We start from the raw sequence: 24,852 nt of genomic DNA, 5'->3' as shown, positions 1-24,852 counted from the left end.
TTGGGGCGCGTGCTCGTCTTCATGCTGGTGCTGGTCGTGGTCCTCGGCCTGCTGGGCGGGGTCCACTGGTACGTGTGGAAGCGACTGGTCCGTGATGTGACGGTCGCGGGGGGCACGGCACGGCGCGTGGGGACGGCGGCCGCGTTCGTCCTGCCCGTGCTGTCGCTCGCCGCCCTCACCTCGGGTCGGGCCGGAGCCCCGTTCTGGCTCCAGCAGGTGGTGTCCTGGCCGGGCTTCCTCTGGCTGGCCCTGCTGCTCTACGTGACCCTCGCCCTCGTGGTCGGCGAGGCGGCACGCCCGCTCCTGCGGCGGTGGCTCGAGCGCCGCGACGCCGGGGCGGCCGCAGCCGGCGAGGGCCGGAACGGGACGGCGTCCGCGCCGGAACCCACGGGCTCCGGGCCCACCGGATCGCGCGTCGGGAAGCCGGCGGGCGGCCCCGTCGCCACGGCGGGCGGGAGTGCCCCCGCACCGGCCGGCGGGCTGCTGACCGAGGTCGACGCCGAGCCGTCGCCGACCGGACCGCAGGCCGAGGTCCCCGCCGCCACGGACGTGTCCACCGCGCCGGAGGACGGGGCCGGGACCCCCGGCGGTACCGATGCGGCCGGTACCGCCGGTGCGACCGGTCCCTCGGGCGCCACCGCCGTGTCGCGGCGGCTGTTCGTGTCGCGGGTCGTCGGCGGGGCCGCTGCCGCGGCCGCGGTGGGGACCGTCGGATACGGGACGTACGGGGTGCTGCGCGGGCCCCGCGTCAAGCGGGTCACCGTGCCGCTCGCCAAGGTGCCGCGCGCCGCCCATGGCTACCGGATCGCCGTCGTCTCCGACATCCACCTCGGTCCGATCCTGGGCCGCGCCCACAGTCAGCGCATCGTCGACACCATCAACGCCACCCAGCCCGACCTGATCGCCATCGTCGGCGACCTCGTCGACGGGACCGTCGAGAACCTCGGATCCGCCGCCGAGCCCCTCGCCCGGCTCCGGGCCCGGCACGGCTCGTTCTTCGTGACCGGCAACCACGAGTACTTCTCCGGCGCCGACGCCTGGGTCGACCACGTCCGCGAGCTCGGCCTGCGCCCCCTGCGCAACGAACGCGTGGAGATCGCCGCCGGCTTCGACCTCGCCGGGGTCGACGACGTCGCGGGCGAGAGCGAGGGCCAGGGCCCGGACTTCGCCGCCGCGCTCGGAGACCGCGACCGCGCGAAGGCTTCCGTCCTGCTCGCGCACCAGCCGATCGTCATCCACGACGCCGTCCGTCACGGCGTCGACCTCCAGCTCTCCGGCCACACCCACGGCGGCCAGCTCTGGCCCGGCAACTACCTCGCCGACCTCGCCAATCCGACGGTCGCCGGTCTGGAGCGGTACGGCGACACCCAGCTCTACGTCTCCCGCGGCGCCGGTGCCTGGGGACCCCCCGTACGGGTGGGCGCGCCCTCCGACATCACCCTCGTGGAGCTGGCTTCCAAACAGGCGTGACAGCAGGCCTGACAGCGGCGTGGCCGGGGCGTCACAGGACGGGTTGCAGGGGCGTAAGTCCCTCTATCCCGGACATATGCGTGCAGTGTGAAGGTTTACTCTTCCACATGTGAAATACGTGTGATTGGGTGGCGCCATCGCGGCACGGCTGGGCGCCGCCGCGCCAGGGGTGGGCACGAAAAAAGGAAGCACGGCGATGCGGTCGACGGTCCGTCTGCGGATCCTCATCACTTGTGGAGTTGTGGTGGCCGCCGGGGTGGGGGGCTGGCAGCTTCTTCCCTCCGACGACGTCCGGAAGGACCCCATCACCGTCGGCACCACCGACGAGGTGACCTCGCTCGACCCGGCGGGCGCGTACGACGCCGGTTCCTGGGCGATGTACAGCAATGTCTTCCAGTCGCTGCTGACGTTCAAGCCGGGCTTCACCACGCCCGTCCCGGACGCCGCCGACAACTGCAAGTTCCTCGGGACCAGGCTCACCACCTACCGGTGCGAGCTCCGTGACGACCTCACCTTCGCCGACGGCCGCAAGGTCACGGCCGAGGACGTCAAGTTCTCCTTCGACCGGATGCTGGGCATCAACGCGGACGTCGGTCCCGCTCCGCTCTTCCCGACCCTGAAGAACGTCGTGGCGGACGGCCGGATCGTCACCTTCAATCTGAGTGGCCGGGACGCCACGTTCCCGCTGAAGCTGGCGACGGGCGCCGGCTCGATCGTCGACCGCACCCAGTACCCGGCCAAGAAGCTGCGCGAGGGCACCACGGTCGTGGGCTCGGGGCCGTACGTCCTCAAGGAGTACAAGCCCGGCGAGAGCGCGCGTCTGGAGCCGAACCCGAACTACCGGGGCGCGCTCACCAAGACCGGCGGCCCGGTCGTCGTCCGGTACTTCACCGAGTCCGAGCAGCTCGCCTCCGCGTGGAACACCAAGCAGGTCGACGTCACGCACCGGCAGATGCCCCCGGAGTTCCTCTCCAAGCTGGGGAGCGAGAAGGACTCGGCCCGGATCACCGAGGCGCAGACCGCCGAGATCCGCAATCTCTACTTCAATGTGAAGTCCCCGTCGCCGATGGCGAAGAAGGCGGTCCGGCAGGCCGTCGCCGCCGTCATCGACCGTCCGGCGATCGTCACCGGCGCCTACCACGGCACGGTCGAGCCGCTGTACTCGCTCATCCCGCAGGGCTTCAACGGCCACAGCACCGCGTTCTACGACAGGTATCCCGAGCCGTCGAAGCAGAAGGCCGCGAGCCTCCTGGAGAAGGCCGACATCGAGACCCCGGTCTCCTTCACCATCGGCTACCGCAAGGACGCCACCTACGGCGCCGAAGCCGCCGAGCTGAAGCGGCAGCTGGAGGCCACCGGCCTGTTCAAGGTGAAGCTCGTCGAGGCGGAGTGGAAGGACTTCCAGAAGGCGTACGTGAAGGGCGACTACGACGCGTATCCCGTCGGCTGGCTCCCCGACTTCCCGGACTCCGACAGCTTCACCGCTCCGCTCGTCGGGTCGGACAACGCGATGCACAACGGCTTCGCGAGCAGGAAGATCGACTCGCTGATCTCCGCCACGCAGCAGTACAGCGACCGGGGCGCGGCCTCCAGCGACTTCGAGTCCATCCAGGCGGAGGTGGCCGCGGACGTGCCCCTGGTGCCGCTGTGGCAGAAGAAGGACTACGTCCTGGCCACGGAGGACGTCGCCGGTTCGCAGTACCTGACCGACGGCACCGGCATCTGGCGGCTGTGGGAACTCAGCTGGATCTGACCTCCCGCTCTCACGCCGAGGCCCCGAGTCGACCTACGACTCGGGGCCTCGGCGTGGGCGGTGCGTCAGTCCTTCGCTTTGGGCGTCTTCGCCTTCGGGACCGCCCGCTTGGGCTTGCCCGAGGCCGCCATGCCCGCCGCCGTCGGCATGAAGTCGGCGAGGAGGTCGTGCGTCTCGCGCACCAGGGGACGCAGCAACCGGAAGCGGGAGAGTGAGATCGCCCGGGCGGTGACCGGTGCGAGCCGCTCGACCAGACGGCGGCTGTTGGCGCAGCCCTCGGAGCGGTCGTACACCCAGAACAGCACCAGCCCCATCTGCTGGAGCCAGAGCAACTGCGGGAGCGGTTCGGCCAGTTCGGGGTCGACCTTGACGGAGGCACCGGAGATGACCCTGCGGTGCACCTCGATGGCCGCCTCGCGCGGGCCCTCCGACTCGGGGGAGAAGGGGCTGAGCGGACTGTCCGGGTCGGCCGCGTTCTTGAAGAACTGGGCGGCGAACTCGTGGTACGGCTCGGCGATGTCGAGCCAGCCGAGGAGGACCCCGCGGATGCGGGCCGTGAGGTCCTTCTCGTCGCTGTCGAGGATTCCCTCGACGGCCGTCTGGTGCTCCTCGGCGATCCGGTCGTAGAAGCCCTGGACGAGGTGTTCCTTGGAGGCGAAGTAGTAGTACGCGTTGCCGACGGAGACCCCGGCCTCCTGGGCGATGGCCCGCATCGTCGTCTTGTCGTAGCCGCGCTCCTTGAAGAGCCGGAGCGCGGTCTCGAGGATGAGCGTGCGGGTCTGTTCGCTCTTCGCGGCCTTGGCGGGCTGCGGGGCGGGCTCGGCAGCCTGCTCGGCGGGCTTCTCTTCCTTCACGTCCTTCACAGTGCCCGAGCCTAGCCGGGCGGGCCGGGTACTTCGCAGCGCCCGTCCTCGCAGGAGGCCCCCTTGATCGCCTCGCGCCACTTGGCGGCGGCGAGGACGGTCGCCCGGGCGAAGGGCTGTCCGGCCGGGGTGGACAGCCAGTGGGCCTTGGGCCGGTGGTCGGCCAGGGCCCAGAGGCAGACGATCCAGGCGGAGGTGGCGCGGTAGATCTGCCCCCGGTCCCCGATCACGGTGATCTCCCTCAGGGTGGAGTCGTGGTCGAGGTCCGGGAAGCGGCGCCGGGCCTCGTGGGAGGCGGCCGGGACGAGGTCGAGCGGGACCAGCTGCCGCTGCCGGAGGAGCCAGTGCCGCAGGTGGACACAGAGCGAGCAGTCGGCGTCGTACAGCACGGTCAGGCGGTGTACGGGTGTGGTCGGTCGTCCGATCGGCGTCGTCATGGCCGGCTCACGCTCCGGCGCCGGCGCCCGCACCGGTGGCGGGCGGTGCCCAGGGGCCGCCGCGGCCGGACTGTTCGGTCCAACCCTGCGGGGGCACCGGCGGGACCTGCTCGCGCTCCATCACGCCCCGGCGACGGATCTTGTTGAGGACGTAGACGTTGCCGAGGTGCATCACGCCGAGGACGAGGAGGACCACGCCGAGCTTGACCGAGAGGGCCTCGAAGAGGGACCGGGCGTCGGCCACGGCCTCGTCCTGGCTCAGATAGAGCGCGACGAAGCCGAAGTTGACGAGGTAGAACCCGACCACCAGGAGGTGGTTCACGGCTTCGGCGAGCTTCTCGTTCCCGTGCAGGACGTCGGCGAGGAAGATCCTTCCGTTGCGGCTGAGGGTGCGGGCGACCCAGATGGTCAGAGCCACGCTGATCAGCAGATAGACGATGTACGCGACGACAGTGAGGTCCATGCCCCACGCTCCCTTGAACGCGTTCAAAAGCTGGCGGTCATGACTGTAGACCCTCTTTTGAACATGTTCAAGGGAGGGTCGGGAAGGGGGTGGGGAAACCCGTAGGAGATCGGGGGACCGGGCGCCTAAGGTGACGCCTGATGCTCTCTCATGACGTGGCCGGTGAAGGCCCTTCCACAGTTGTCCTGCTCCACTCCGGCGTCTGCGATCGGAGGATGTGGGACGCCCAGTTCGCGGCGCTGGCCGCCGCCGGGCACCGCGTGGTGCGCTGCGACCTCCGCGGCTTCGGCGAGACCCCGGTCGACCGCCCGCACACCCACTGCGACGACGTCGTGGAACTCCTCGACGCCCTCGGCGTCGAACGCGCCGCCCTCGTCGGTTCCTCCTTCGGTGGCGAGGTCGCCCTGGAGACCGCGGTCCGCCACGCCGGCCGCGTCTCCGCGCTCGCGCTGCTCTGCTCCGGCATACCCGACTTCAACCCGAGCGACGAACTGCGGGCCTGGGGCCGACGCGAGGACGAGCTGCTCGAAGCGGGCGACCTGGACGGGGCGGTCGCGCTCAACGTCGACACCTGGCTCGGCCCGGAGGCCGACGACGGGGCGCGGGAGCGGGTACGGGTGATGCAGCGGCGCGCCTTCGACGTACAGCTCGCCGCCCCCGAGGAGTTCCGCCCGGTCGACGCCGGTGTGGCATCGGCGGAGCTGGCCGAGATCGACATGCCGTGCCTGGTCGTCTCCGGTGCCCACGACGTGCCCGACTTCCGGGAGATGTCGGCCCGTCTCGCGACGCTGCTGCCCGGCGCCCGTCACGTCGAACTGGAGTGGGCGGCCCACCTTCCCGCCCTGGAGCGCCCGGAGGAGACGAGCGCGCTGCTCGCCGGCTTCCTGGAGGAGGTCAGAGCCCCCGACGTATCCGTGAAGTGACCGTGCGGTCGGTGATCCCCCCGTCGGCGGCGAGCAGGAACGCCTTCGAGAGGATCACCGACAGCATCCCGCCGTCCTCCTCGAACGGCAGGAACACCCTCTCCGGGGCCTGCGGAGAGCGGTCCGCCTCGATGTGCAGCGGGGCGTCCTCCGGCTCCATCAGAACGTTCCCCGAGCCCAGATGGATCCGGTACGCGCGCAACTCGCCCCGGACCCGCAGGAACCGCTCCGTCAGCTCCGTCCGGTCGGCGATCCCGGTGCGCGGCAGCAGCCGGGCCAGCGTCTCGCGGCGGATCCGGGCCGCAGCGGTCAGCTCGCCGAACGACCAGCTCTCCCAGTACCCGTCGTACGCCCGCTCCTCACCGCGGTCCCGCCAGTCCGGGTCCGCGCCGATGGACGCCACCCCCACGAACAGATCGACGTCCCGCAGCGCCTCCGACAGTACGAGCGCCGGTACGTCGGCCGGTGCCACCCGCTCCCAGAGGCCTCGCGCCCCGGCCGGGGCCGCGCGGCGCTCGAAGCGGACCTGGTCGGTGGAGCAGAGCACGGCGACCCCGCCGGCGGAGGTGCCCAGGTCGCCCGGCTCCAGGAAGAACCGGGCCCGCCAGAACACCCCCTCGTCGACCGGCAGATCACCGGGGCGCGGCAGGTCCCGCACCATCTCGGAGGAGCCGCCCTCCCCGAAGTACCCCAGGTGGCCTCCGGTCCAGCCGCGCTCGGCCATCAGGGCGCGCGCCTGGCCGTAGCGCAGGATGTGCCCGGCGAAACGGTTGGAGTGGGAACCGGTCGCCACCTCGGCCGGGGTGAGCGGGTACACCTCGCGGAAGACCTGCTTGAACGGCTGGCGCAGCTCCCGCTCCGTCAGCTCGGCCCGCCATTCGGCCACGTCCTCGGCTTCGGCGCGGATCGGATGCCACAGGCGCAGCCGGGATCCGGGGGAGACGGGGATCGCCGTGCCGTCCGCACCGGCCAGCGCCCAGCCGCCGCCGGTCCGCTCCGGCACACCCGCCGTCCAGCGCTCGCCGGCGTCCGGGGCGACCTCCCACAGCAGCACACGGGCGGCGGAACCGGTGACCGGGTGGTCGATGTAATACCGCTCCCAGTCCTCCGCCGGCCAGGTCGTCCCCGCCGCCAGGTGGTCCTCCAGCCGGGCCCGCTCCACTGCCAGCAGGGCCCTGAGCTCCTTCAACGCGACGCGGAGCGGGGCGAGTCGCTCGCCGTACGCTTCCCGGGCCGCCTTCGGCGCCGACTTCAGCACCCTGCCCTGGGGCCCCCGGAACGACAGCGAGGCCACGCCGGGCTCCTGCACGGAGAGCACGGCGGTGTACTCCCCGAGCGCCTCCTCCCGCATCCCCCGCCCGTCGAGCCCGTGGGTCGGCACCCCGCGCTCCCGCAGCATCCCCGGAGTGAGCCCGGCCCGCCCGGCCACGGCCTCCAGGGCCTTCGTGATGGCTTTGGCGACCGCCCTGTTGCGTATCTTGCCCTTGAGTCGCCCGAGCCACTGGACGGCGTCGGCGGCCCGTTCGCCCTCGCAGGCTCCGAGGACGGCGACGCCGGCCGAGGCGAGCTTGGCGCTGCGGCAGATCCCGCCCGAGCCGCCCGTGCCCGTGCCGGCGTTCAGCGCCACGGCTCCTACGGTGGGCACCACCCAGGGGCCGGTCAGCCCGGATGCCGCCCACAGGGCCCCGCGCACGACCGCCTCGTTGCTCTCGCCGACGAGGCCCGGCTCGCGGTGGACGCCCATGGGATGCGCCGCGACCACCGCGTGCTCGGCCTGCACCGCGACCCCGTCGAGCAGCGCCCGCACCAGCTCGTCGCCGGGCTCCGCCGCAGCGAGCAGCTCCCCGGCGGCCTTCTGCCACTTCCGGGTCGGCCGGGACGTGCCGAGCGCCGCGCAGTGCTCCAGGAACGCCCGCACGCCGGCCGCCGCGAGCAACTCCGGGTACTCGGCGCGCATGCGCGGCCCGTAGGCGTCCTCGTCGTTCAGAAGCGCCGACGGCAGCCCGGTGGCGTCGGGCGCCTCGGGGCCGATCAGCCGGTCCAGAGCCTCCCGTATCGTGGCGTTCTCCGAACCCTCCCCCTGATCGCCCCAGGCCGACAGGGAGGCCTTGCGGGCGGCCCGCATCAGGGCCCGGTCGCACCCGCCCACCTCGAGGACGGCGGCCAACGGGAGCCGCATCAGCGGACCGTACTCCTGGAGCAGCTGCATCGGATCGACCATGGCCATCACGCCCACGAGCCGTTCGAGCAGCTCCTCCGCCTGGGACACCGACCATCCGAGCGGCCGCCCGGCCAGCCAGGACACGCTCCAGTCGGTGACCGGGTCCGCGCCCGCCCGGCACTGGTTCCGGTGGATCCACAGGGCGGCCCTGCGCAGCTCGTCGGGCGACAGCCCCTGGAGCAGCTCCTGGACAGCGGTGCCCCCCTGGGTCCGCTGCCGCACCCCCGCCTCGTACAGCCTGACTTCCAGACTCGTCGTCCCCACCATGCCCGTGACGGTACGGGGCGCCACTGACATCCGGAACGGCGGGGACGGCCCTGGACGGCGCGCCGCGGACCCCGCCCCCTCAGCCGAACTTCCGTACCCCCGGCACCAGTGCCGTCCCCAGGCAGCAGCCGCCCACCACCACCGCGGCGGCGATCAGCGGGACCTCCGGGCCCCAGGCCGAGGCGGCGAGGGGGGCCAGGGCGTAGCCGAGCGGCATGGCGGCCAGGGAGAGCAGCCAGTCGTAGGAGGTGACACGGGCCAGGGCATGGGCGGGGATCGCCTGTTGGACGGCGGTCTCCCAGACGGGGGAGAGGAAGCCGAGGCCGGCCTGGGCGATCCCGTACGCGGCGATGGTCACCGGCGCGGGCGCGGGCAGGGCCAGCAGGAGCAGCGGCAGGGCGTACGTGGCGAGGCCGAGGTTCGCCGTGAGGACGGGGCGCCGGGGGCGCACGCGGTGGGCGAGCAGCGAGCCGAGGAGGAGGCCCACCGCGCCGGTCTGGAGGAGCGCCCACCACACCCCGCTGCCGCCGAGCCGGGTGACGGCGATCGACGGGCCGAGGGTCATCAGGACGGCGGCCGCGCCGTTCCAGGCGCCGTGGCCGACGAGGCTGGTCCAGTACCAGTCGCGGGACCTGACCTCCTGCCAGCCCTCCTTGAGGTCGGCGCGCAGCGAGCGGCGGGGGATCGGCACCCGCTCCACCCTTACGGCGAGGAGCAGTGCGGCGCTGATCGCGAACGTGGCCGCGTCCAGGACGAACGCCCACCCGGCGCCCGCCGTCAGGATCAGCGTGCCGGCGAGGGCCGGCCCTCCGATGCGGCCGGCGCTGTGGGCGATGCCCATGGCGGCGTTGGCGCGTTGAAGCGCTTCCGGGGCCACGGTTCCCTTGACGAGGGGCGACCCGGTCGGCATCGAGAACGCGCCGGCCGCGCCGCCGAGGACCTCGGCGCCGGCGATGACCCAGAGGGAAGGCTCACCGCTCAGCAGCTGGGCGCCGACGAGGAGTTGGGTCGCGCAGCGGACGAGATCGGTCGTCAGGGCGACCGTACGGGCGTTGAAGCGATCGCCGACGACTCCGCCCACCGGCAGCAGGAGCAGCTTGGGGACCATCGCGCAGGCCAGGACGAGCGCGAGCGCGGAGGACGAGCCGGTGGCGTCCCAGACGGCGATGGCGAGGGCGGCCGGGATGGCGGCGTCGCCGAGGAGGGACAGGGCGCGGCCGGCGAAGAGCAGTCGGAAGGAGCGGGTGCGCAGCGGGTGGGGGACGGGTGCGGGCACGGACACGGGTGCGGTGTCGGAAGGGACGGTGGGCATGACCACGACAGTATTTCGGTAGCGAATAATTCGTCAACGAAATATTTGGTGTCGAAGGGATCTGGAGGGCGACGTACGATCGACCCATGGAGTCGACCGAGCCCTCGGGGCCGACGCAGCGGGACTGGACCGACGAGCATGTGGCCCAGTGGCAGCCGGTGCTGCCCGGCCTCGACCCGGTCGTGGAGGGCGCGGTCACCCGGATGAAAAAGCTCTCCGTCCACCTGCGGCGGGTGCGCGAACAGTCCCTCGTGGACTTCGACCTGGAGCGGTACGAGTTCGACACCCTCCACAAGCTCGCAGGCCGCGGCGGCAGCGCCGCACCCTCCGAACTGGCCCAGGATCTCGACCTCGCCCCCGCCTCGGTCACCGGCCGCCTCGACGCCCTGGAGAAGCGCGGCTTCGTCCGCCGCACCCAGTCCACGACCGACCGCCGCCGCGTCGTCGTCGAACTCACCGCCTCGGGCCGTGAGACCTGGCTCGGCGCGATGGACGTCCTCGGTCACGAGGAGTACCGCCTCCTCGGCGTCCTCGACGAGGACGAGCGCACCGTCCTCAACGACCTGCTCCGCCGCGTCATGGTTGCGGCAGAGGCACCGGACGGCTCTTCGGATGCTCCTCGTATCCCTTGAAGCCGGCCTGCGCGATCCGGATGACCCGGGCCACCTCCTGGTCCACGGCCAGGGGCGCCGCCGATGCCCCGGCGCGGGAGCCCGGGGTCGCCGCCGTGGCCGGTACGGTCGCTGCGAGGACGCCGACGAGGGCGGCCCCGGCCGCCGCCGTCATCGCCCAACCCGACGTGCTGATCCGTGAGTTCGTCATGGATCAAGAATCCGGCCGGATGATCGTCCGGCCCATCGGGGGCGACCCTGGCCGGCCCCCGACCCGACCCGGAAGGGATCCCCTCCCCGGCCCCTGACGCCGGGCAGCGGCGTGCCACTGCCCGAGTCGACCCCTACATGCTCAGCGAGCGCGCGTAGTTGAGCTGCGCCATCACCCGGTGCATGGTGTCAGGGCCGGTCGCGGGGATCATCGTGGCGTGGTGCCGGCCGCCGCTGGTCACCGTGACCTGGATGAAGCCGGTGGTCGTCTTCTCCTTCATCAGCAGGAACAGCAGGCCCAGCAGACAGAAGATGAAGAAGATGACGGCCAGCACGATCGCGACCGTGGGCATCTTCTCCTCGGTCCGCGACATGTCCATCGCGTTCCACACCGCGCCCTTGAGGGGCATCGCACCGGCCGGAGTGATGATCTGGTCCCCGACGACCGTGATGTCGCCGAGGCTCAGCACCGGCGCACCTCCACCGCCGTGCACCGCCGGCGCGTGCTGCGGCGGCACCGGAACGCCCGGCAGCGTCGGCTGGTACTGCTGCCCCGGAACCGGCTGCGGATACCCGTAACCGGGCGCCCCCGCCTGCTGGTCGGGACCCCACTGGTACTCGCCGCTGTCCTTGTAGGGGTTCGGCTCGCTCATCTCTCCCCGTCCTCCGTTGTGAAAAGCCCGCTGACGAAAAAGCCCGCTTCTGCACGCTGAGCGTACAGAAGCGGGCTTCCCCGCAGTGACCAGGTGTCAGAAGCGACGCGTGATCAGCGCACGCTTCACTTCCTGGATCGCCTTCGTGACCTCGATGCCACGCGGGCAGGCGTCCGTGCAGTTGAACGTCGTGCGGCAACGCCACACGCCGTCCTTGTCGTTCAGGATCTCCAGGCGCTGCTCGCCCGCCTCGTCACGCGAGTCGAAGATGAAGCGGTGCGCGTTGACGATCGCGGCCGGACCGAAGTACTGGCCGTCGTTCCAGAAGACCGGGCAGGACGACGTGCACGCGGCGCACAGGATGCACTTGGTGGTGTCGTCGAAGCGCTCGCGGTCCTCGGCCGACTGCAGACGCTCGCGCGTCGGCTCGTTGCCCTTGGTGACCAGGAACGGCATGACGTCCCGGTACGCCTGGAAGAAGGGCTCCATGTCGACCACGAGGTCCTTCATCACCGTGAGGCCCTTGATGGCCTCGACGGTGATCGGCTTCTCGGGGTTGATGTCCTTGATCAGCGTCTTGCAGGCGAGCCTGTTCTTGCCGTTGATCCGCATCGCGTCCGAGCCGCAGATGCCGTGCGCGCACGAGCGACGGAAGGTCAGCGTGCCGTCGACGTCCCACTTGATCTTGTGGAGGGCGTCGAGCACACGCTCCTTCGGGTCGATCTCGATCTGGAAGTCCTCCCAGACCGACGCGTCCGACACCTCGGGGTTGAAGCGGCGGATGCGCATCGTGATCGTGATGTACGGGGAGGCGGCGGACTCCGCCTCGACCTTGTCCAGTACGGGGGTAGCCATCAGTACTTACGCTCCATCGGCTGGTAGCGGGTCTGGACGACCGGCTTGTAGTCGAGACGGACGGTCTCGGAGCCGTCCTCGCCGACCTCGCGGTACGCCATGGTGTGGCGCATGAAGTTGACGTCGTCGCGGTTCGGGTAGTCCTCGCGGTAGTGACCGCCGCGGGACTCCTTGCGCGCCAGGGCCGAGACGGCCATGACCTCGGCCAGCTCGAGCAGGTTGCCCAGCTCGATCGCCTCGAGGAGGTCCGTGTTGAAGCGCTTGCCCTTGTCCTGGATGGACACGTTCTCGTAGCGCTCGCGCAGCTCGGCGATCTTCTCGACGGCCGTCTTGATCGTCTGCTCGGTGCGGAACACCATCACGTTGGCGTCCATCGTCTCCTGGAGCTCACGACGGATGTCGGCCACCCGCTCGTTGCCCGTGGAGTTGCGCAGCTTCTCGATCTGCGAGACGACCAGGGACTCCGGGTTCTCCGGGAGCTCGACGTAGTCGTGCTTGGCGGAGTACTCGGCGGCGGCGATGCCGGAGCGCTTGCCGAAGACGTTGATGTCGAGCAGCGAGTTGGTGCCCAGACGGTTGGCGCCGTGCACCGACACGCAGGCGACCTCGCCGGCCGCGTACAGGCCCGGGACGACGGTGGTGTTGTCCGCCAGGACCTCACCCTCGACGTTGGTCGGGATGCCGCCCATGGCGTAGTGCGCGGTGGGCTGGATCGGGATCGGGTCCGTGTACGGCTCGATGCCGAGGTACGTACGGGCGAACTCGGTGATGTCCGGGAGCTTGGCGTCGAGCTGCTCCGGCGGAAGGTGCGTCAGGTCCAGGTAGACGTGGTCGCCCTCGGGACCGCAGCCGCGGCCCTCGCGGATCTCCGTGTAGATGGAGCGCGAGACGACGTCACGGGACGCGAGGTCCTTCATGACCGGCGCGTACTTCTCCATGAAGCGCTCGCCGTCCTTGTTGCGGAGGATGCCGCCCTCACCACGGGCGCCCTCCGTCAGCAGGATGCCCATGCGCCAGATGCCCGTCGGGTGGAACTGGAAGAACTCCATGTCCTCCAGCGGCAGACCGCGCCGGTAGCAGGCCGCCTGGCCGTCACCCGTCAGCGTGTGCGCGTTGGAGGTCACCTTGAAGAACTTGCCCGTGCCGCCGGAGGCGTAGATCACGGCCTTGGCCTGGAAGATGTGGATCTCACCGGTGGCGAGCTCGTACGCGACCACACCGGCGGACTTCTTGACGCCGTCGACCTCGACGATGAGCTGGTCCAGGACGTAGAACTCGTTGAAGAACTCCACGCCCTCCTTGACGCAGTTCTGGTACAGCGTCTGGAGGATCATGTGGCCGGTGCGGTCCGCGGCGTAGCAGGACCGGCGGACCGGCGCCTCGCCGTGGTTGCGGGAGTGACCGCCGAAGCGGCGCTGGTCGATGGTGCCGTTCGGGGTCCGGTTGAACGGCAGACCCATCTTCTCCAGGTCGAGGACGGCGTCGATGGCCTCCTTCGCCAGGATCTCGGCGGCGTCCTGGTCGACCAGGTAGTCACCACCCTTGACCGTGTCGAAGGTGTGCCACTCCCAGTTGTCCTCCTCCACGTTGGCCAGCGCGGCGGCCATGCCGCCTTGCGCGGCGCCCGTGTGGGAGCGGGTGGGGTAGAGCTTGGTCAGCACGGCGGTGCGGCTGCGCTTCGTCGCCTCGATGGCGGCGCGCATGCCGGCGCCGCCGGCGCCGACGATGACGGTGTCGTACTTGTGGATCTTCATGACGTTTACCTCAGCCCCGTGCCTAGCGGATGTTCGGGTCGAAGGTGAAGATCACCAGCGTGCCCAGAAGGATGGTGAACACCGTGGCGGTGTACAGCAGGCCCTTGAGCCACAGGCGCGTGTTCGCCCGCTCCGCGTAGTCGTTGATGACCGTGCGGAGGCCGTTGGCGCCGTGCAGCATGGCGAGCCAGAGCATCAGCAGGTCCCAGACCTGCCAGAACGGGGACGCCCAGCGGCCGGCCACGAAGGCGAAGCCGATCTTGGAGACGCCGCCGTCGAGGAAGAGCTGGATCAGCAGGTGGCCGAGGACCAGGACGACGAGGACGATGCCCGAGAGGCGCATGAAGAGCCACGCGGCCATCTCGAAGTTGCCTCGGGTCGCCCGCGGCGTCTTGCCGGTGCGCTTGCGGGGGGCCTCGATGTACGGGGCCGGGTTGTCCACGTCGTAGTGGGCCGCGCCCTCGACGGGACCGATCGCGGAAGTGGTGTCAGCAGACATGTCTGGCGTCAGCTCCCGAACAGTTCACGTGCGGCGTGGCCGAGGACGGGGTAGATGGAGCCCGCCATCAGCACGACCCAGATGCCCACGACGGTCCAGAGCATCTGCTTCTGGTAGCGCGGGCCCTTGGACCAGAAGTCCACGGCGATGACCCGGAGGCCGTTCAGCGCGTGGAAGAGAATGGCGGCGACCAGGCCGTACTCGAGGAGTGCGACGATCGGCGTCTTGTACGTGGCGACCACGTCGTCGTACGCCTCGGGGGAGACGCGGACGAGAGCGGTGTCCAGCACGTGTACGAACAGGAAGAAGAAGATGAGGACGCCGGTGACTCGATGAGCCACCCAGGACCACATTCCTTCCCGGCCGCGGTACAGCGTTCCAGCCGGCACGGAAAAACCCTCCGGGAGCGGGGATCAGGGTCGGCCGGCTTCAGTGTCGGTCTGACCCGGCCGGGTACGGTCCACCGGCCCCGGTCATCGTAGCGACGACTTGTCGGTTCGCTCGCGCGGGGTCCATAGGTGTGATCAAAGATGCACGGACGGACTATCGCCTGGGCCGGAATCGCCGTATTCCGGACGGAATCACGAGGCGGCGATTCCGCATGTGAGGCGGGAGCGGGCGAGCCGGCGGAGCTCGTCGGCGGCGATCACCCGCTCCTCCTCCGGTTCGTTGCCGAGCCGTGACCGGATGCCGGCGAGGACCTGGTCGAGGCGCTCACCGGGGCGAACGCCGTCGAGGCTGATCACGAAGGCGTGCCCGAACCTGCTCTCGTACGCGGCGTGCGCGGCCCGCAGGGCGGTGTGCGCCGCGGGCGGGGCGTCGGGGTGCGGCGCGGCGGAGCACTCGGCGGCCAGCGCCTCGTCGAGATCGGCGGCGGACAGGTCGTAACCGGCCTCGTCCGCGGCGGCGAGCAGCGCGTCGAGGGTGGGGTACGGGCGGTGCGCGGTCACCCGTTCGGCCCAGCGGCGGCTGTGGCAGCAGGAGAGGAGCAGCTCCTGGGCGGCTGCGGCCGGGGCCACGTTGAAGCGCCTGAGACCGGCGAGGTGGCGGGGGCTGGCGTGCTGGGCAGGTATCGCGGCAGTGGCGGCGGAGCCCAGGTTCCGGGAAGAGGCACGGGTGTCGCTGGTCAGCGTGGACTCCGGGAAAGGTGGGGTGGGTGTGACGCAACGTTATCGACGGGCAGGGGGAACTGTCCGACGGATGCGCGATTTTCACCCGGAAGGGAGAGTTTCGGAACGTACGCGTGACGTTTCGGCGTCGCCGCCCGCCCCCGAATGGCCCTACCTCACTCCCTGAGGGAGGATTCCCAGTGATGCGGTACGCCATACGAGGGCCCCAGGTGGGCCCCACACTCCTCGCGGCCGCGGTGGCACTGGTCACCGTGACGGCCTGTTCCGACGGCTCGTCCTCCGGCCCCGGCGGACCCACGTCCGGAGCCGGAACGCCGACGTCCGTGACCAGCGCGGCGCCGGAGCCGAGCCCCACGCCCACCCGGACGTACCCGCTCTCCACCGCCCCGCTCACCGTCCCGGCCGTCCGCGACCACGAGGCGGCCCGCGGCCCGGGCTGGCGCCCCACGCCCGAGGCCGGCGTCGTCATCGCCCAGGGCAGCGAGGGGCTCGCCGACGAGGGGCGGCTGCTCGCGGGGGAGCTCAAGATCGCGTACCGGGGTGCCGTCGCCGCCCGCGCGGGCGACGTCGAGCTGGCGCTCGGCGGGAAGGGCGCCCCCGAGTCGTACACGCTCACCACCCGCGACGACCGGGTCCGGATAGCCGGCCCCGACCAGGCGGGTGTCTTCTACGGAACCCGGACCCTCAAGCAGTCGGTGAAGGGCTCCGGCGCGATGCCCGAGGGCGTCGTCACCGACGCGCCGGCCAAGCCCCAGCGCGGCCTCAACCTGGACATCGCCCGCAAGCACTTCACCGCGGAGTGGATCGAAGCCCGGATGCGGGAGATGGCCGACCTCAAGCTCAACCAGCTCGGTCTGCACTTCTCCGACGACCAGGCGTTCCGCATCGAGTCCACCTCGCACCCCGAGATCGTCACCGATCCGCACCTGACGACGGTGGAGGTGAAGCGCATCCTGGCCCTCGGCGAACGCCTGCACATCGACGTCTTCGGCGAGATCGACTCGCCCGGACACCTCGGCGCCGTACTGCGCGCCTACCCGCAGCTCCAGCTGCGCAATGTGCAGGGCGTGCCGCGGCAGGGCGCGATCGACATCTCCAAGCCGGAGTCGGCGGAGCTCATCGACGACCTGCTGCGCGAGTACACGGCGCTGTTCGGCGGCCGGTGGTTCCATATCGGGGCCGACGAGTACCAGGCGCTGACCGTCAGCGACCCCGCCGCCTCCTACCCGCAGCTGGCGAGCGCGGCCCGGGAGAAGTACGGCCCGGGCGCCGGCGTCCAGGACCTGACCGAGGGCTGGATGAACGACCGCGCAGCCGTGGTGCGCGCCGCGAAGCAGACGCCGAAGGCCTGGAACGACGGCTTCTTCCGGGGCGGGGTCGTCACCGCCGACAAGGACATCGAGGTCGAGTACTGGACCGGCAAGGAGATCGGCGCCCGGCCGCCCACGGAGTATCTGGCCGAGGGCCGCAAGGTCGTGAACCTCAACGACGAGTTCCTGTACTACGTCCTCGGCGAGCCGAACCAGTTCACGTACCCCACCGGCCGCCGGATCTACGAGCAGTGGACCCCGCTCGTGCTGCGCGGCACGACCCCCGTCCCGGCGCGGTACGGACCCCAGATCCTGGGCGGCCGGTTCGCCGTCTGGTGCGACCTGTCCCGGTCGCAGACGCAGGCGCAGGTGGCGGACGGGATCCGGATGCCGCTGACGGCGACGGCGCAGAAGCTGTGGGACGAGCGGAAGCCGACGATGAGCTGGGAGCAGTTCAGGGCGCTGGCGACGAAGGTGGGCTGATCCGGCGGGGGTACGCTCCCGCAGCGCGGCAGCCGTCCGGCTGCCCCGGCGCCTCGGGGAGGGGCGTCGTTCGCCGGTGGGGGGTCCGCTCCGTCATGCTCCGCAATCCCGTTGGTCTGTCGTACGCCGTCGTGGCGCTGCTCGCGGCGATGGTCCTGTCGGACGTGTTCCTCATCCTTTCGGCACTTCAGGTGTGGCTGCTGATGGCCGACGGTCCGGACGCGACGGGCTTCACTCACCTGGGCGTCGATGCCACGACGTGGGTCCAGGCTTTGCTGTCGCTGCCGACCCAGGTCGTCTTCATCATCTGGTTCTTCCGGGTCAGGCGGAACGCCGGGGTCTTCGCTCCCGACCTCCACCGGGGCGGCCCCGGCTGGGCCATCGGCGCCTGGTTCGTGCCGATCGCCAACTTCTGGTGGCCGCGGACCGTCGCGGCCGGCACGTGGCGGGCGAGCCGCCGGGACCCGTACGGCGACGGCAAGGAGGAGCCGCTCACCCTGCTCAACTGGTGGTGGACGCTCTGGATCCTCTCCGTGCTCCTCGGGATGTTCGCGAGCGCGGTGTACGACGACGCCGACCAGGCCGCCGAGTTCGCGGCCGGGGCCCGGCTGCTCATGGCGTGGGCAGCCCTCGACATCGTCGCCGCCGTCCTCGCGATCCTCTTTGTCCGGCGTTTGACCTCTATGCAACACCGCAAGGCCACTGGCATGATTCCGGCCGCGCAGTGACGTAATCGCGCCAAGCGGCGCAGTAAGGGGAAGTACTGCGTCCGCAACGGGAGGCATGCATGAGCCTGCTGGAACTGATCGACCGGGCCGACGAGCGGAGTCTGGCGGCCGCCGGACTCGCCTGTCTGGACCGGTGTCTGCCGCTGCTCGCCCCCGAGGGCGGGGAGGTGCTGCGGCCCGTCTGGGCAGCGGTCGCGCGCGGCGACGGCGGGGCCTGGGGCGAGGCGATGGCCAAGGCCCGGGTCGAACTGGGCGCTGACGCCGGGGGCGAGGCGGCGGCCGGGCTCGTACGGGAGATGCTGGACGCCGCGCCCGCCGAGTGGGCCGAGGAGCCGCTGCGCGAGTGGGCCTCCGAATGCTCCGTCACCGCGCTGGCCCTGCACGGCCGGTACGACGCGGCCGAGGTCACCGACGAGTCGATCGAGCGCTGCCGGGCCGGGGACGGCGCCGGCGCGGGGCCGCTCCTCGCGGGCGAGCTGCGCCGGCAGGAGACCGTCCTCGAATCGGTCGCGCACGGGCCGACGGGACTGCGCCGGGCCCGCGAGCTCTCCACGGAGGGCGGCCGAGTGCTCCGCGCCGTCGTCTCCCGCCGGGCCCGCACGGCCTGAGGCCGTCCGGGAGGTGCGACACCGCCCGTGACCGCCCTGCTGTCCGACCGCCGACGGCGGCCCGCGTCCGTCGGAACGGCGAACGGGGCCCATGTCGGTTCGGGAGCGCCTCAGCCGGCCCGCACCGCCCGGTAGGTCTCGTATGCACACGTGGCCGGGGCCCTTCGGGGCCCCGGCCACGGCCGTCGTTCCTCCGCCGTCATTCCGCCGGCTTCACCGCGAGTTCGTCGATCGCCGCCGCGATGTCCGCTTCCGCCCGCGCCTTGTCGAGGCCGAGGCCGGTCAGGACGCCGTCGCCGTCCTCGAACTCCAGCAGCGCCAGCAGGATGTGCTCCGTGCCGACGTAGTTGTGGCCGAGCCGGAGCGCCTCGCGGAAGGTCAGCTCCAGGACCTTCTTCGCCGCCGCGTCGTACGGGGTGAGCGCGGGTGCCTCCTCGGCCGCCGCGGGCAGCGTCGGGGTGACCGCGGCGCGCAGCGCCTCCGGCGTCACGCCCTGCGCGGTGATCCAGTGCATCGCGATGCCCTCGGGCTCCGCGAGCAGGCCGAGGGCCACGTGCCCGGTGCCGATCTCGGCGTTTCCGGCGGCCGTCGCCTCGTTCTGGGAGGCGACCACGACGTTCCTGGCCCGGGGGGTGAAGCGGCTGAACCCCGCGTTCGGGTCCATCTTCTCCGCGTCCGGGTCCTTGGGGACGAAGCGCTTCTGGGCCGCCTGGCGGGTGACGCCCATGCTCCTGCCGATGTCGGTCCAGGAGGCGCCGGAGCGCCGGGCCTGGTCGACGAAGTGTCCGATCAGATGGTCGGCCACGTCGCCGAGATGGTCCGCCGCGATCACCGCGTTCGACAGCTGGTCGAGCGCGTCGGTGTTGGTCTTCTTGATCGCTTCGATGAGGTCGTCGAGCCGGACGGGGATGGTCATGCCGACTGGTTTCGTCATAGAGGCAACCCTAGGTTGACAGTCCCCGGGTGTCAACCGTCGGTTGACAGTTCGACGGGCGCCATGATGATCGCCATGACGACGACGAGCGATCCCACCGCACCCGGCATCACCGCCGACGACCTCCAGCACGCCGTCCGCCTCTCCCTCACCACCCTGCGCGGCGCCGCGGTCACGACCACCGCCGCCGACTGGCAGCACCCCGCCGGCGCCCTGACCTGGAGCTGCTGGGAGACCGTCGAGCACCTCGCCGACGACCTCTTCGCCTACGCGGCCCAGCTCGGCCTCGACGCACCGGCGCTCGACACCGAGGTGCCCTTCCTCTGGGAGCGGCGCCGTGAGGGCGGCCCCGCCAACGTCACGTACGCCGACCCCAAGGCCGGGACCACCGGGCTGCTCCACGTACTGGAGTCCTGCGGCGCGATGCTGACCGCCGTGGTCCGCACCGTTCCCGCGGACCGGCGCGCGTACCACTGCTTCGGTCTCTCCGACGCCGAGGGCTTCGCGGCCATGGGCATTGTCGAGACCCTCGTCCACACCCATGACATCGCCACCGGCCTCGGCGTCCCGTTCCACCCGCCGGCCGGCCTCTGCGGCCAGGTGCTCGGCCGGCTCTTCCCCGACGCCCCGACGGACACGGACCGCTGGCCGACCCTGCTGTGGGCCACCGGCAGGGGTGAACTCCCCGGGCGTGAACGGCGCACCTCCTGGCGCTGGTTCGCCGCTCCGAAGGAGCAGGGAGCGGCGGCCGGTCCGACGGTGTGACCGCGGGCAGCCCATGACCCGGCGATGCGACCAGCGCCACCTCCGTCACCTGTGACACGTGCGCCCCACAGGTCGCTTGGTTGGGCATGTACCGGGAATCCGAACCCGCGCCCGTCGTGCCGTCCGCCGACGGAATCCGCGCCTACGTGACCCATGTCGAACGGCTCACGGTCGGGAGCCGGCTCCCGCTCGACTCCTCCGTGGCCGGCCTCCGCCTGGTCGACCTGATCGTCGACGGGCTGCGCCGCGACCGGCCCGACCGTGACCGGGTCGACCGTGTCCTCCAGGAGCTCGGCGCGTACACCGGCGAGGTGATCGTGCGCCGGGCCGGTGCGCGGTGGGTCGACGTCGACGAGGGGCAGCGGGAGCTCTTGCGCCAGCCCGTCGGGATACGGATGCCCGACGGGCTGGCCTGGAGCCCGCTCGGAAAGGTCGTCAACCGATTCGAGGCCGGTCCGGAGGAATCCGTACAGCGCTTCTGTCTGCTACTGCAAGGGCGGACCAGGTCGCCTGTGCGCTGCCTGTGAACCAGTGACGTTTCTCCGGGCCCGCGCGCTGAAGGGAGGGGGACGGCGCGTCGCGCCCTGCCCCATGGGGGGACATGGGCACGGTGTGCGGTGCCGAGTCGGCACGAAGAGGGAAGCGTGGGCGCGTACGACGCGGAACTGGGGATCCTTGTCGAGCGCGCGCAGCGCGGGGACGAAGACGCCTTCGCCGAGGCCTATCGTCTGGTGCACCCCGGACTGCTCGGGTACGTACGCGGCCTGGTCGGCGAGGACGCCGAGGACGTCGCATCGGAGGCCTGGCTGGAGATCGCCCGGGACCTGGGACGGTTCCGCGGCGACGGGGCGGGATTCCGCGGCTGGACCGCGGCGATCGCCCGCAACCGGGCGCTCGACCATCTGCGCCGCCAGAGCCGGCGGCCCCGCACGTCCTTGCTCGAACAGGACGTACTGGAACTGCCCGGCGGTCACGACACGGCGGCCGCCGCCCTGGAGAGGCTGTCGACGGAGCAGGTGCTCGCCCTCGTCCGCAGCCTGCCGCGCGATCAGGCCGAGGCCGTGCTGCTCAGGGTCGTCGTCGGCCTGGACGGGCCGGCGACGGCACGCGTCCTGGGCAAACGACCCGGGGCGGTCCGCACCGCGGGCCACCGGGGTCTGAGGAGACTGGCGGGACTGCTCGCCGCCGTGGAGCCGCCGCGACGGCGGAAGGATGGGACATGACACGCGAACCGGACCCGCTGGCCGCTGCGCTGGGCGCGGCGCTGCGGGGCGAACAGGACGGTGCCGACGCGGGCGAGGCCAGGGCGCGCGAAGCGTTCCGCGCGGCGCGGGAGACCGAGGGGTACGCGGCGCGCCGCACCAGACGGCGGGACGACTGGCGATCGGTGCTGCCGGTACGCGGACGGTGGTGCGGTTCCCTGCCGCAGCGCGTCGGCCTCCCCCGGAGGTGAACCGCCCGCAGACGAAGGGTCAAAAGCCCTGAAAAATGGGCGAAAAGGAGGACGACCGGGGCCGCCACCCCCCACAGGAGAGGCCCCGGTCGCCGTCCGCCGGAGCCGCAGCACGGCCCCGTACTCCCTACAGCGCCATGGATGCGTTTTCTGTCACACCGTCCTGCACCCCTAGAAGGTTGCAGGTTGTACAAAGACCGGACGAACATGGACGTGGCGACGGGGAAGGACGTAGCGTGCTGATGCGCGCCGGCTGGTGCTGCGGTGACGACCAGCCGCGATGACGAACAGGTGTGGGGATTGCTGGGGGACGACGCGGAGCTGACGGCCGCGGTGCTCGCTGCGCAGAACGGGGACGAGGACGCCTTCCGTACTGTGTACCGCGCCGTGCATCCCCGGCTCCTGGGCTACATACGCACGCTCGTCGGTGACACCGACACCGAGGACGTCGCCTCGGAGTCCTGGCTCCAGATCGCGCGCGACCTCGACCGCTTCAGCGGCGACGCGGACCGGTTCCGGGGCTGGGCGGCCCGTATCGCCCGCAACCGCGCCCTGGACCACATCCGGATGCGGGGCAGACGCCCCGCCGCGACCGGAGACGAGACCGAACTCACCGACAAGCCCGCCGACTCCGACACCGCGGACGAGGCTCTGGAAGCACTGGCCACCGGCCACACCATGAATCTGATCGCCCAATTGCCGCAGGACCAGGCCGAGGCCGTCGTCCTGCGGGTCGTCGTCGGCCTGGACGCCAAGAGCGCCGCCGACACCCTGGGGAAGCGCCCCGGCGCGGTACGGACCGCCGCGCACCGAGGCCTCAAGCGCCTCGCCGAACTCCTCCACGCCGAGGGCGACGGAAGCGGAACCCCGCTCGGGGGTGTACCGCCGCAGCGCGGTCGCAGACCGGGGGCGTCGGCCCCCGGTGGTGTGACGCAATCGCGTGCGCGGACGCAGAAGGACATGTGATGGCCGACGAGCGGTACCAGTGGCTCGACCAGGAGGCCGCGGAGCGGCTGCTCCGCGGCGAGCCGGTCGACGCCGTGGGCGATCACGCCCGTGAGCAGGTCGAGCGTCTCGCCGAGGCCCTCGCAGCGGCCCGGTTCCTGCCCCTCGCCGTACCGGCGGACGCCGAACTCCCCGGGGAGGAGGCCGCCCTGGCCGCCTTCCGCAAGGCCACCGCCGAGCGCTCCCTCGCCACGGCCCCGGCCGTCTTCGCGCCCGGCGCCACCGAGCTCGGCGGAGTACGGCTCGGGCGGGTGCCCGCCGCCCGGCAGTGGGGACGCTCGCTGCGGTACGGACTGGCCGCCGCGGTCGCCGCCGTCGCCGTCGGCGGGGTCGCCGTCGCGTCCGGTACGGGCATCCTGCCCTTCGACGACCGGGACCGGCCGGCTCCGGCCGGCTCCGTCTCGGCCGTGGAGATACCCGAGCCGGTCGACTCCCCGGACGAGGGCTTCGGTACGGCCACGCCGTCGACGCCGCCCTCGGGAGAGGAACCGACGCCGGACGCGTCCCCCTCGCTCTCCCCGCCCCCGGCGACGCCCGGCGCCGGCGGTACGGGCAGCTCGGGCGGGAACGACGGCACCCCCGAGCCGGGGAAGACCACGGACCCCGCGGACCGGGACCGGGACAGTCTCTCCGCCAAGATCGTCAAGGCGTGCCAGGACTACCGTGCCGGGCGCCTCGACGACAGCGCCCACCGCAGGCTCACGGACTCCGTCCGTACGGGCGAGACGGTGCGGCGCTACTGCGACCGCGTCCTGGCCGGTGGCGCCACGGGCGGCGCCACCAGGGAGCCGTCCACCGACTCCTCGGGCGGCAAGGGCGACGGCAAGGGCGACGACGGCTCCTCCGGAGAGGGCGAGCGAGCGGGAGCCCCCTCCCGCACCGGCGGCAAGGGCCGCCACGAGAACCGCGGCAAGGGCCGGGGAGACCATCGCGTCGACGACCGTGACGACAGCCGTGGGAACCACCGCGACGGCGGCCGGAACACCGGTCGCGGCGATCGTTCCGACCGCTCCCGGGACCTGGCGTAACACTTTTCGGCCCGTCGGCGCAGTACTGAGTGAGCCGACTGGTCATCGGCCGCGCAGAGAGCCGGGGTTCCCCCCGTACCTTCGGCTCCGCGCACCCGGCGCGGGTGGGACACGTTCCCCCGGTCCCACCCGCGCCCTTTCTCCTCCCGCGTCCCTACCAGTGGACGACGACCTTGTCGCCGACCTTCACCTGGTCGAAGAGCGCCGCGAGCTTCGTCTTGTCCCGGACGTTGACGCAGCCGTGCGAGGCCCCGTTGTAGCCGCGGGCCGCGAAGTCCGACGAGTAGTGCACGGCCTGGCCACGGCTGAAGTACATCGAGTACGGCATCGGCGTGTGGTACAGCTTCGACCAGTCCTGGCGGACCTTGCGGTCGACCTGGAACGTGCCCTCGCGGGTCGGGGTGTTCTCCGAGCCGAAGCGGACGTCCATCGACGAGACGACCTTGCCGTCGATCATCCAGGCCAGCGTCCGGCTCTCCTTGCTGATGCACAGCACACGGCCGGTCATGCAGCGCGCGTCCGGCTTGTCCAGCTTGTTGGTGGTGGACGGCTTGAGCTCGTCCGCCGTCGGCTTGTGCGTCATCCCCAGCAGCCGCTCCCAGGTGGTCTCGTCGACCGAGCCCGTCTGCGGCAGCCCCCGCTTCTTCTGGAAGGCCTTGACCGCGCCGCCCGTCATCGTGCCGAAGAAGCCGGTGGGCGCGCGGTCGAAGTAGCCGACCTGGCGCAGCCGGGCCTGCAACTCGCGCACCTTCGCGTTCTCGTCCCCGTCCTTCATCAGGACCTTGACGGCCGGCTGCGTGGAGGTGGGGGAGGAGCTGGGCGTGGTGGACGGCTTGTCGTCCGTCGTCGGCGTACCGCTCGGCTCGGCCGTCGGCGAGGTCGGGGCCGGCGCCGAGGACGAGGCCGACGGAGCGGCGGTCGTCGACGGCGACGTGCCCCCGCCGCCGGCCGCCTGGGCCGTACAGCTGGTGGCGAGTGCCACGGCGGCCACGGCCAAGAGTGCTCTGGGTATGACGGACGAACGGCGCATCGGAAGCCCCCCGGAATGTGTCTGTGTACCTATTGGATGCTTCCCATGCCCGCTTGGTTGCGCACCTGCCGCAAGTACGGAGGATGC

Annotated in this window: 27 protein-coding genes; 13 read left to right on the top strand and 14 right to left on the bottom strand. The window is 71.6% G+C overall.

From position 1 onward, the window contains the following. Nucleotides 1–9: 9 nt before the first annotated feature. Both ACZ561_RS16145 and ACZ561_RS16140 read left to right on the top strand, forming a co-directional pair. Nucleotides 10–1,470 (top strand): metallophosphoesterase, encoded by a 1,461-nt coding sequence (locus tag ACZ561_RS16145; RefSeq protein ID WP_470994923.1) that lies wholly within the window; start codon nucleotides 10–12, stop codon nucleotides 1,468–1,470. 196 nt (nucleotides 1,471–1,666) lie between these two features. Next, nucleotides 1,667–3,223 carry an ABC transporter substrate-binding protein gene (locus ACZ561_RS16140; RefSeq protein ID WP_470994921.1) on the top strand — a complete coding sequence of 519 codons (1,557 nt, stop codon included), beginning with the start codon at nucleotides 1,667–1,669 and terminating at the stop codon, nucleotides 3,221–3,223. Between the two features lie 65 nt (nucleotides 3,224–3,288). Here the strand turns inward: ACZ561_RS16140 and ACZ561_RS16135 are convergent, their stop codons facing one another. Genes ACZ561_RS16135 through ACZ561_RS16125 form a run of 3 tightly spaced genes read right to left on the bottom strand, consistent with a single transcriptional unit; the run spans nucleotide 3,289 to nucleotide 4,986 of the window. After that, nucleotides 3,289–4,086: a TetR/AcrR family transcriptional regulator gene (locus ACZ561_RS16135; protein WP_470994918.1), complete on the bottom strand. Its 798-nt coding sequence runs from the start codon at nucleotides 4,084–4,086 to the stop codon at nucleotides 3,289–3,291. Nucleotides 4,087–4,097: 11 nt separating this feature from the next. Then, nucleotides 4,098–4,523 (bottom strand): thiol-disulfide oxidoreductase DCC family protein, encoded by a 426-nt coding sequence (locus ACZ561_RS16130; protein WP_470994915.1) that lies wholly within the window; start codon nucleotides 4,521–4,523, stop codon nucleotides 4,098–4,100. Nucleotides 4,524–4,530: 7 nt separating this feature from the next. Continuing rightward, a complete protein-coding gene (locus ACZ561_RS16125) occupies nucleotides 4,531–4,986 on the bottom strand; it encodes a hypothetical protein (protein ID WP_376435940.1) in 456 nt (151 codons plus the stop codon). Between the two features lie 137 nt (nucleotides 4,987–5,123). Between ACZ561_RS16125 and ACZ561_RS16120 the strand changes: the two genes are divergently transcribed. Continuing rightward, a complete protein-coding gene (locus ACZ561_RS16120; RefSeq protein ID WP_470995874.1) occupies nucleotides 5,124–5,909 on the top strand; it encodes an alpha/beta fold hydrolase in 786 nt (261 codons plus the stop codon). Here ACZ561_RS16120 and ACZ561_RS16115 read toward each other — a convergent pair. Both ACZ561_RS16115 and ACZ561_RS16110 read right to left on the bottom strand, forming a co-directional pair. Beyond that, a complete protein-coding gene (locus ACZ561_RS16115) occupies nucleotides 5,881–8,397 on the bottom strand; it encodes a DUF4132 domain-containing protein (RefSeq protein WP_470994911.1) in 2,517 nt (838 codons plus the stop codon). The two genes, ACZ561_RS16120 and ACZ561_RS16115, sit on opposite strands and share 29 nt — an antisense overlap. 79 nt (nucleotides 8,398–8,476) lie before the next feature. Further along, a complete protein-coding gene (locus ACZ561_RS16110; RefSeq protein WP_470994908.1) occupies nucleotides 8,477–9,709 on the bottom strand; it encodes an MFS transporter in 1,233 nt (410 codons plus the stop codon). Between the two features lie 86 nt (nucleotides 9,710–9,795). On the opposite strand from ACZ561_RS16110, the gene ACZ561_RS16105 reads away from it, so the two are divergent. Next, nucleotides 9,796–10,341, top strand: coding sequence for a MarR family winged helix-turn-helix transcriptional regulator (locus ACZ561_RS16105; RefSeq protein WP_470994905.1), 546 nt, complete (start codon nucleotides 9,796–9,798; stop codon nucleotides 10,339–10,341). Here ACZ561_RS16105 and ACZ561_RS16100 read toward each other — a convergent pair. The 7 genes from ACZ561_RS16100 to ACZ561_RS16070 all read right to left on the bottom strand — a co-directional run bounded on the left by ACZ561_RS16100 (nucleotide 10,286) and on the right by ACZ561_RS16070 (nucleotide 15,388). Then, nucleotides 10,286–10,531, bottom strand: a complete 246-nt coding sequence (locus ACZ561_RS16100; RefSeq protein ID WP_470994902.1) for a hypothetical protein — start codon at nucleotides 10,529–10,531, stop codon at nucleotides 10,286–10,288. The two genes, ACZ561_RS16105 and ACZ561_RS16100, sit on opposite strands and share 56 nt — an antisense overlap. 133 nt (nucleotides 10,532–10,664) lie before the next feature. Further along, nucleotides 10,665–11,183, bottom strand: coding sequence for a hypothetical protein (locus tag ACZ561_RS16095; RefSeq protein ID WP_470994900.1), 519 nt, complete (start codon nucleotides 11,181–11,183; stop codon nucleotides 10,665–10,667). Nucleotides 11,184–11,279: 96 nt separating this feature from the next. Next, nucleotides 11,280–12,038 carry a succinate dehydrogenase iron-sulfur subunit gene (locus ACZ561_RS16090; protein ID WP_329116894.1) on the bottom strand — a complete coding sequence of 253 codons (759 nt, stop codon included), beginning with the start codon at nucleotides 12,036–12,038 and terminating at the stop codon, nucleotides 11,280–11,282. Beyond that, nucleotides 12,038–13,792, bottom strand: a complete 1,755-nt coding sequence (sdhA, locus tag ACZ561_RS16085) for a succinate dehydrogenase flavoprotein subunit (protein ID WP_470994897.1) — start codon at nucleotides 13,790–13,792, stop codon at nucleotides 12,038–12,040. The genes ACZ561_RS16090 and sdhA overlap by 1 nt, the downstream gene beginning before the upstream one ends. A gap of 22 nt (nucleotides 13,793–13,814) precedes the next feature. Continuing rightward, nucleotides 13,815–14,291: a succinate dehydrogenase hydrophobic membrane anchor subunit gene (locus ACZ561_RS16080; protein WP_329116889.1), complete on the bottom strand. Its 477-nt coding sequence runs from the start codon at nucleotides 14,289–14,291 to the stop codon at nucleotides 13,815–13,817. Between the two features lie 8 nt (nucleotides 14,292–14,299). Next, nucleotides 14,300–14,680, bottom strand: a complete 381-nt coding sequence (gene sdhC, locus ACZ561_RS16075) for a succinate dehydrogenase, cytochrome b556 subunit (RefSeq protein ID WP_352191932.1) — start codon at nucleotides 14,678–14,680, stop codon at nucleotides 14,300–14,302. 192 nt (nucleotides 14,681–14,872) lie between these two features. Next, nucleotides 14,873–15,388 carry a 2-oxo-4-hydroxy-4-carboxy-5-ureidoimidazoline decarboxylase gene (locus tag ACZ561_RS16070; RefSeq protein ID WP_470995871.1) on the bottom strand — a complete coding sequence of 172 codons (516 nt, stop codon included), beginning with the start codon at nucleotides 15,386–15,388 and terminating at the stop codon, nucleotides 14,873–14,875. 215 nt (nucleotides 15,389–15,603) lie between these two features. Between ACZ561_RS16070 and ACZ561_RS16065 the strand changes: the two genes are divergently transcribed. From ACZ561_RS16065 to ACZ561_RS16055, 3 genes are all read left to right on the top strand, one after another. Continuing rightward, the gene (locus ACZ561_RS16065; RefSeq protein ID WP_470994894.1) at nucleotides 15,604–17,214 is read left to right on the top strand and encodes a beta-N-acetylhexosaminidase; all 1,611 of its coding nucleotides are present in this window, start codon (nucleotides 15,604–15,606) and stop codon (nucleotides 17,212–17,214) included. Between the two features lie 95 nt (nucleotides 17,215–17,309). Beyond that, nucleotides 17,310–17,942: a DUF4328 domain-containing protein gene (locus tag ACZ561_RS16060; protein WP_470994891.1), complete on the top strand. Its 633-nt coding sequence runs from the start codon at nucleotides 17,310–17,312 to the stop codon at nucleotides 17,940–17,942. Nucleotides 17,943–18,001: 59 nt separating this feature from the next. Next, complete coding sequence (locus ACZ561_RS16055) at nucleotides 18,002–18,550, top strand: hypothetical protein (protein WP_470994889.1); 549 nt, start codon at nucleotides 18,002–18,004, stop codon at nucleotides 18,548–18,550. Between the two features lie 199 nt (nucleotides 18,551–18,749). Here the strand turns inward: ACZ561_RS16055 and ACZ561_RS16050 are convergent, their stop codons facing one another. After that, nucleotides 18,750–19,484 (bottom strand): Clp protease N-terminal domain-containing protein, encoded by a 735-nt coding sequence (locus tag ACZ561_RS16050; RefSeq protein WP_470994886.1) that lies wholly within the window; start codon nucleotides 19,482–19,484, stop codon nucleotides 18,750–18,752. A gap of 75 nt (nucleotides 19,485–19,559) precedes the next feature. Here ACZ561_RS16050 and ACZ561_RS16045 point away from each other — a divergent pair, with 75 nt between their 5' ends. The 6 genes from ACZ561_RS16045 (at nucleotide 19,560) to ACZ561_RS16020 (ending at nucleotide 23,735) form a co-directional block, all read left to right on the top strand. Further along, complete coding sequence (locus ACZ561_RS16045; protein WP_470994883.1) at nucleotides 19,560–20,249, top strand: hypothetical protein; 690 nt, start codon at nucleotides 19,560–19,562, stop codon at nucleotides 20,247–20,249. An 86-nt stretch (nucleotides 20,250–20,335) separates the two neighbouring features. Next, a complete protein-coding gene (locus tag ACZ561_RS16040) occupies nucleotides 20,336–20,776 on the top strand; it encodes a hypothetical protein (RefSeq protein ID WP_470994880.1) in 441 nt (146 codons plus the stop codon). Nucleotides 20,777–20,893: 117 nt separating this feature from the next. Next, the gene (locus ACZ561_RS16035; RefSeq protein WP_470994877.1) at nucleotides 20,894–21,472 is read left to right on the top strand and encodes an RNA polymerase sigma factor; all 579 of its coding nucleotides are present in this window, start codon (nucleotides 20,894–20,896) and stop codon (nucleotides 21,470–21,472) included. Continuing rightward, nucleotides 21,469–21,702, top strand: coding sequence for a hypothetical protein (locus ACZ561_RS16030; RefSeq protein WP_470994875.1), 234 nt, complete (start codon nucleotides 21,469–21,471; stop codon nucleotides 21,700–21,702). Before ACZ561_RS16035 ends, ACZ561_RS16030 begins: the two co-directional genes overlap by 4 nt. Nucleotides 21,703–22,002: 300 nt before the next feature. Then, a complete protein-coding gene (locus tag ACZ561_RS16025) occupies nucleotides 22,003–22,668 on the top strand; it encodes an RNA polymerase sigma factor (RefSeq protein ID WP_470995868.1) in 666 nt (221 codons plus the stop codon). Next, on the top strand, nucleotides 22,668–23,735 hold the full coding sequence (locus ACZ561_RS16020) for a hypothetical protein (RefSeq protein WP_470994872.1): 1,068 nt from the start codon (nucleotides 22,668–22,670) through the stop codon (nucleotides 23,733–23,735). The genes ACZ561_RS16025 and ACZ561_RS16020 overlap by 1 nt, the downstream gene beginning before the upstream one ends. A 154-nt stretch (nucleotides 23,736–23,889) precedes the next feature. On the opposite strand, the gene ACZ561_RS16015 is transcribed toward ACZ561_RS16020, so the two are convergent. Further along, on the bottom strand, nucleotides 23,890–24,732 hold the full coding sequence (locus tag ACZ561_RS16015) for a L,D-transpeptidase family protein (protein ID WP_470994869.1): 843 nt from the start codon (nucleotides 24,730–24,732) through the stop codon (nucleotides 23,890–23,892). Nucleotides 24,733–24,852: the final 120 nt, after the last annotated feature.

It is taken from the genome of Streptomyces sp. NPDC039609 (genome assembly GCF_055596705.1).
This window is presented reverse-complemented; position numbering and strand designations above follow the sequence as displayed.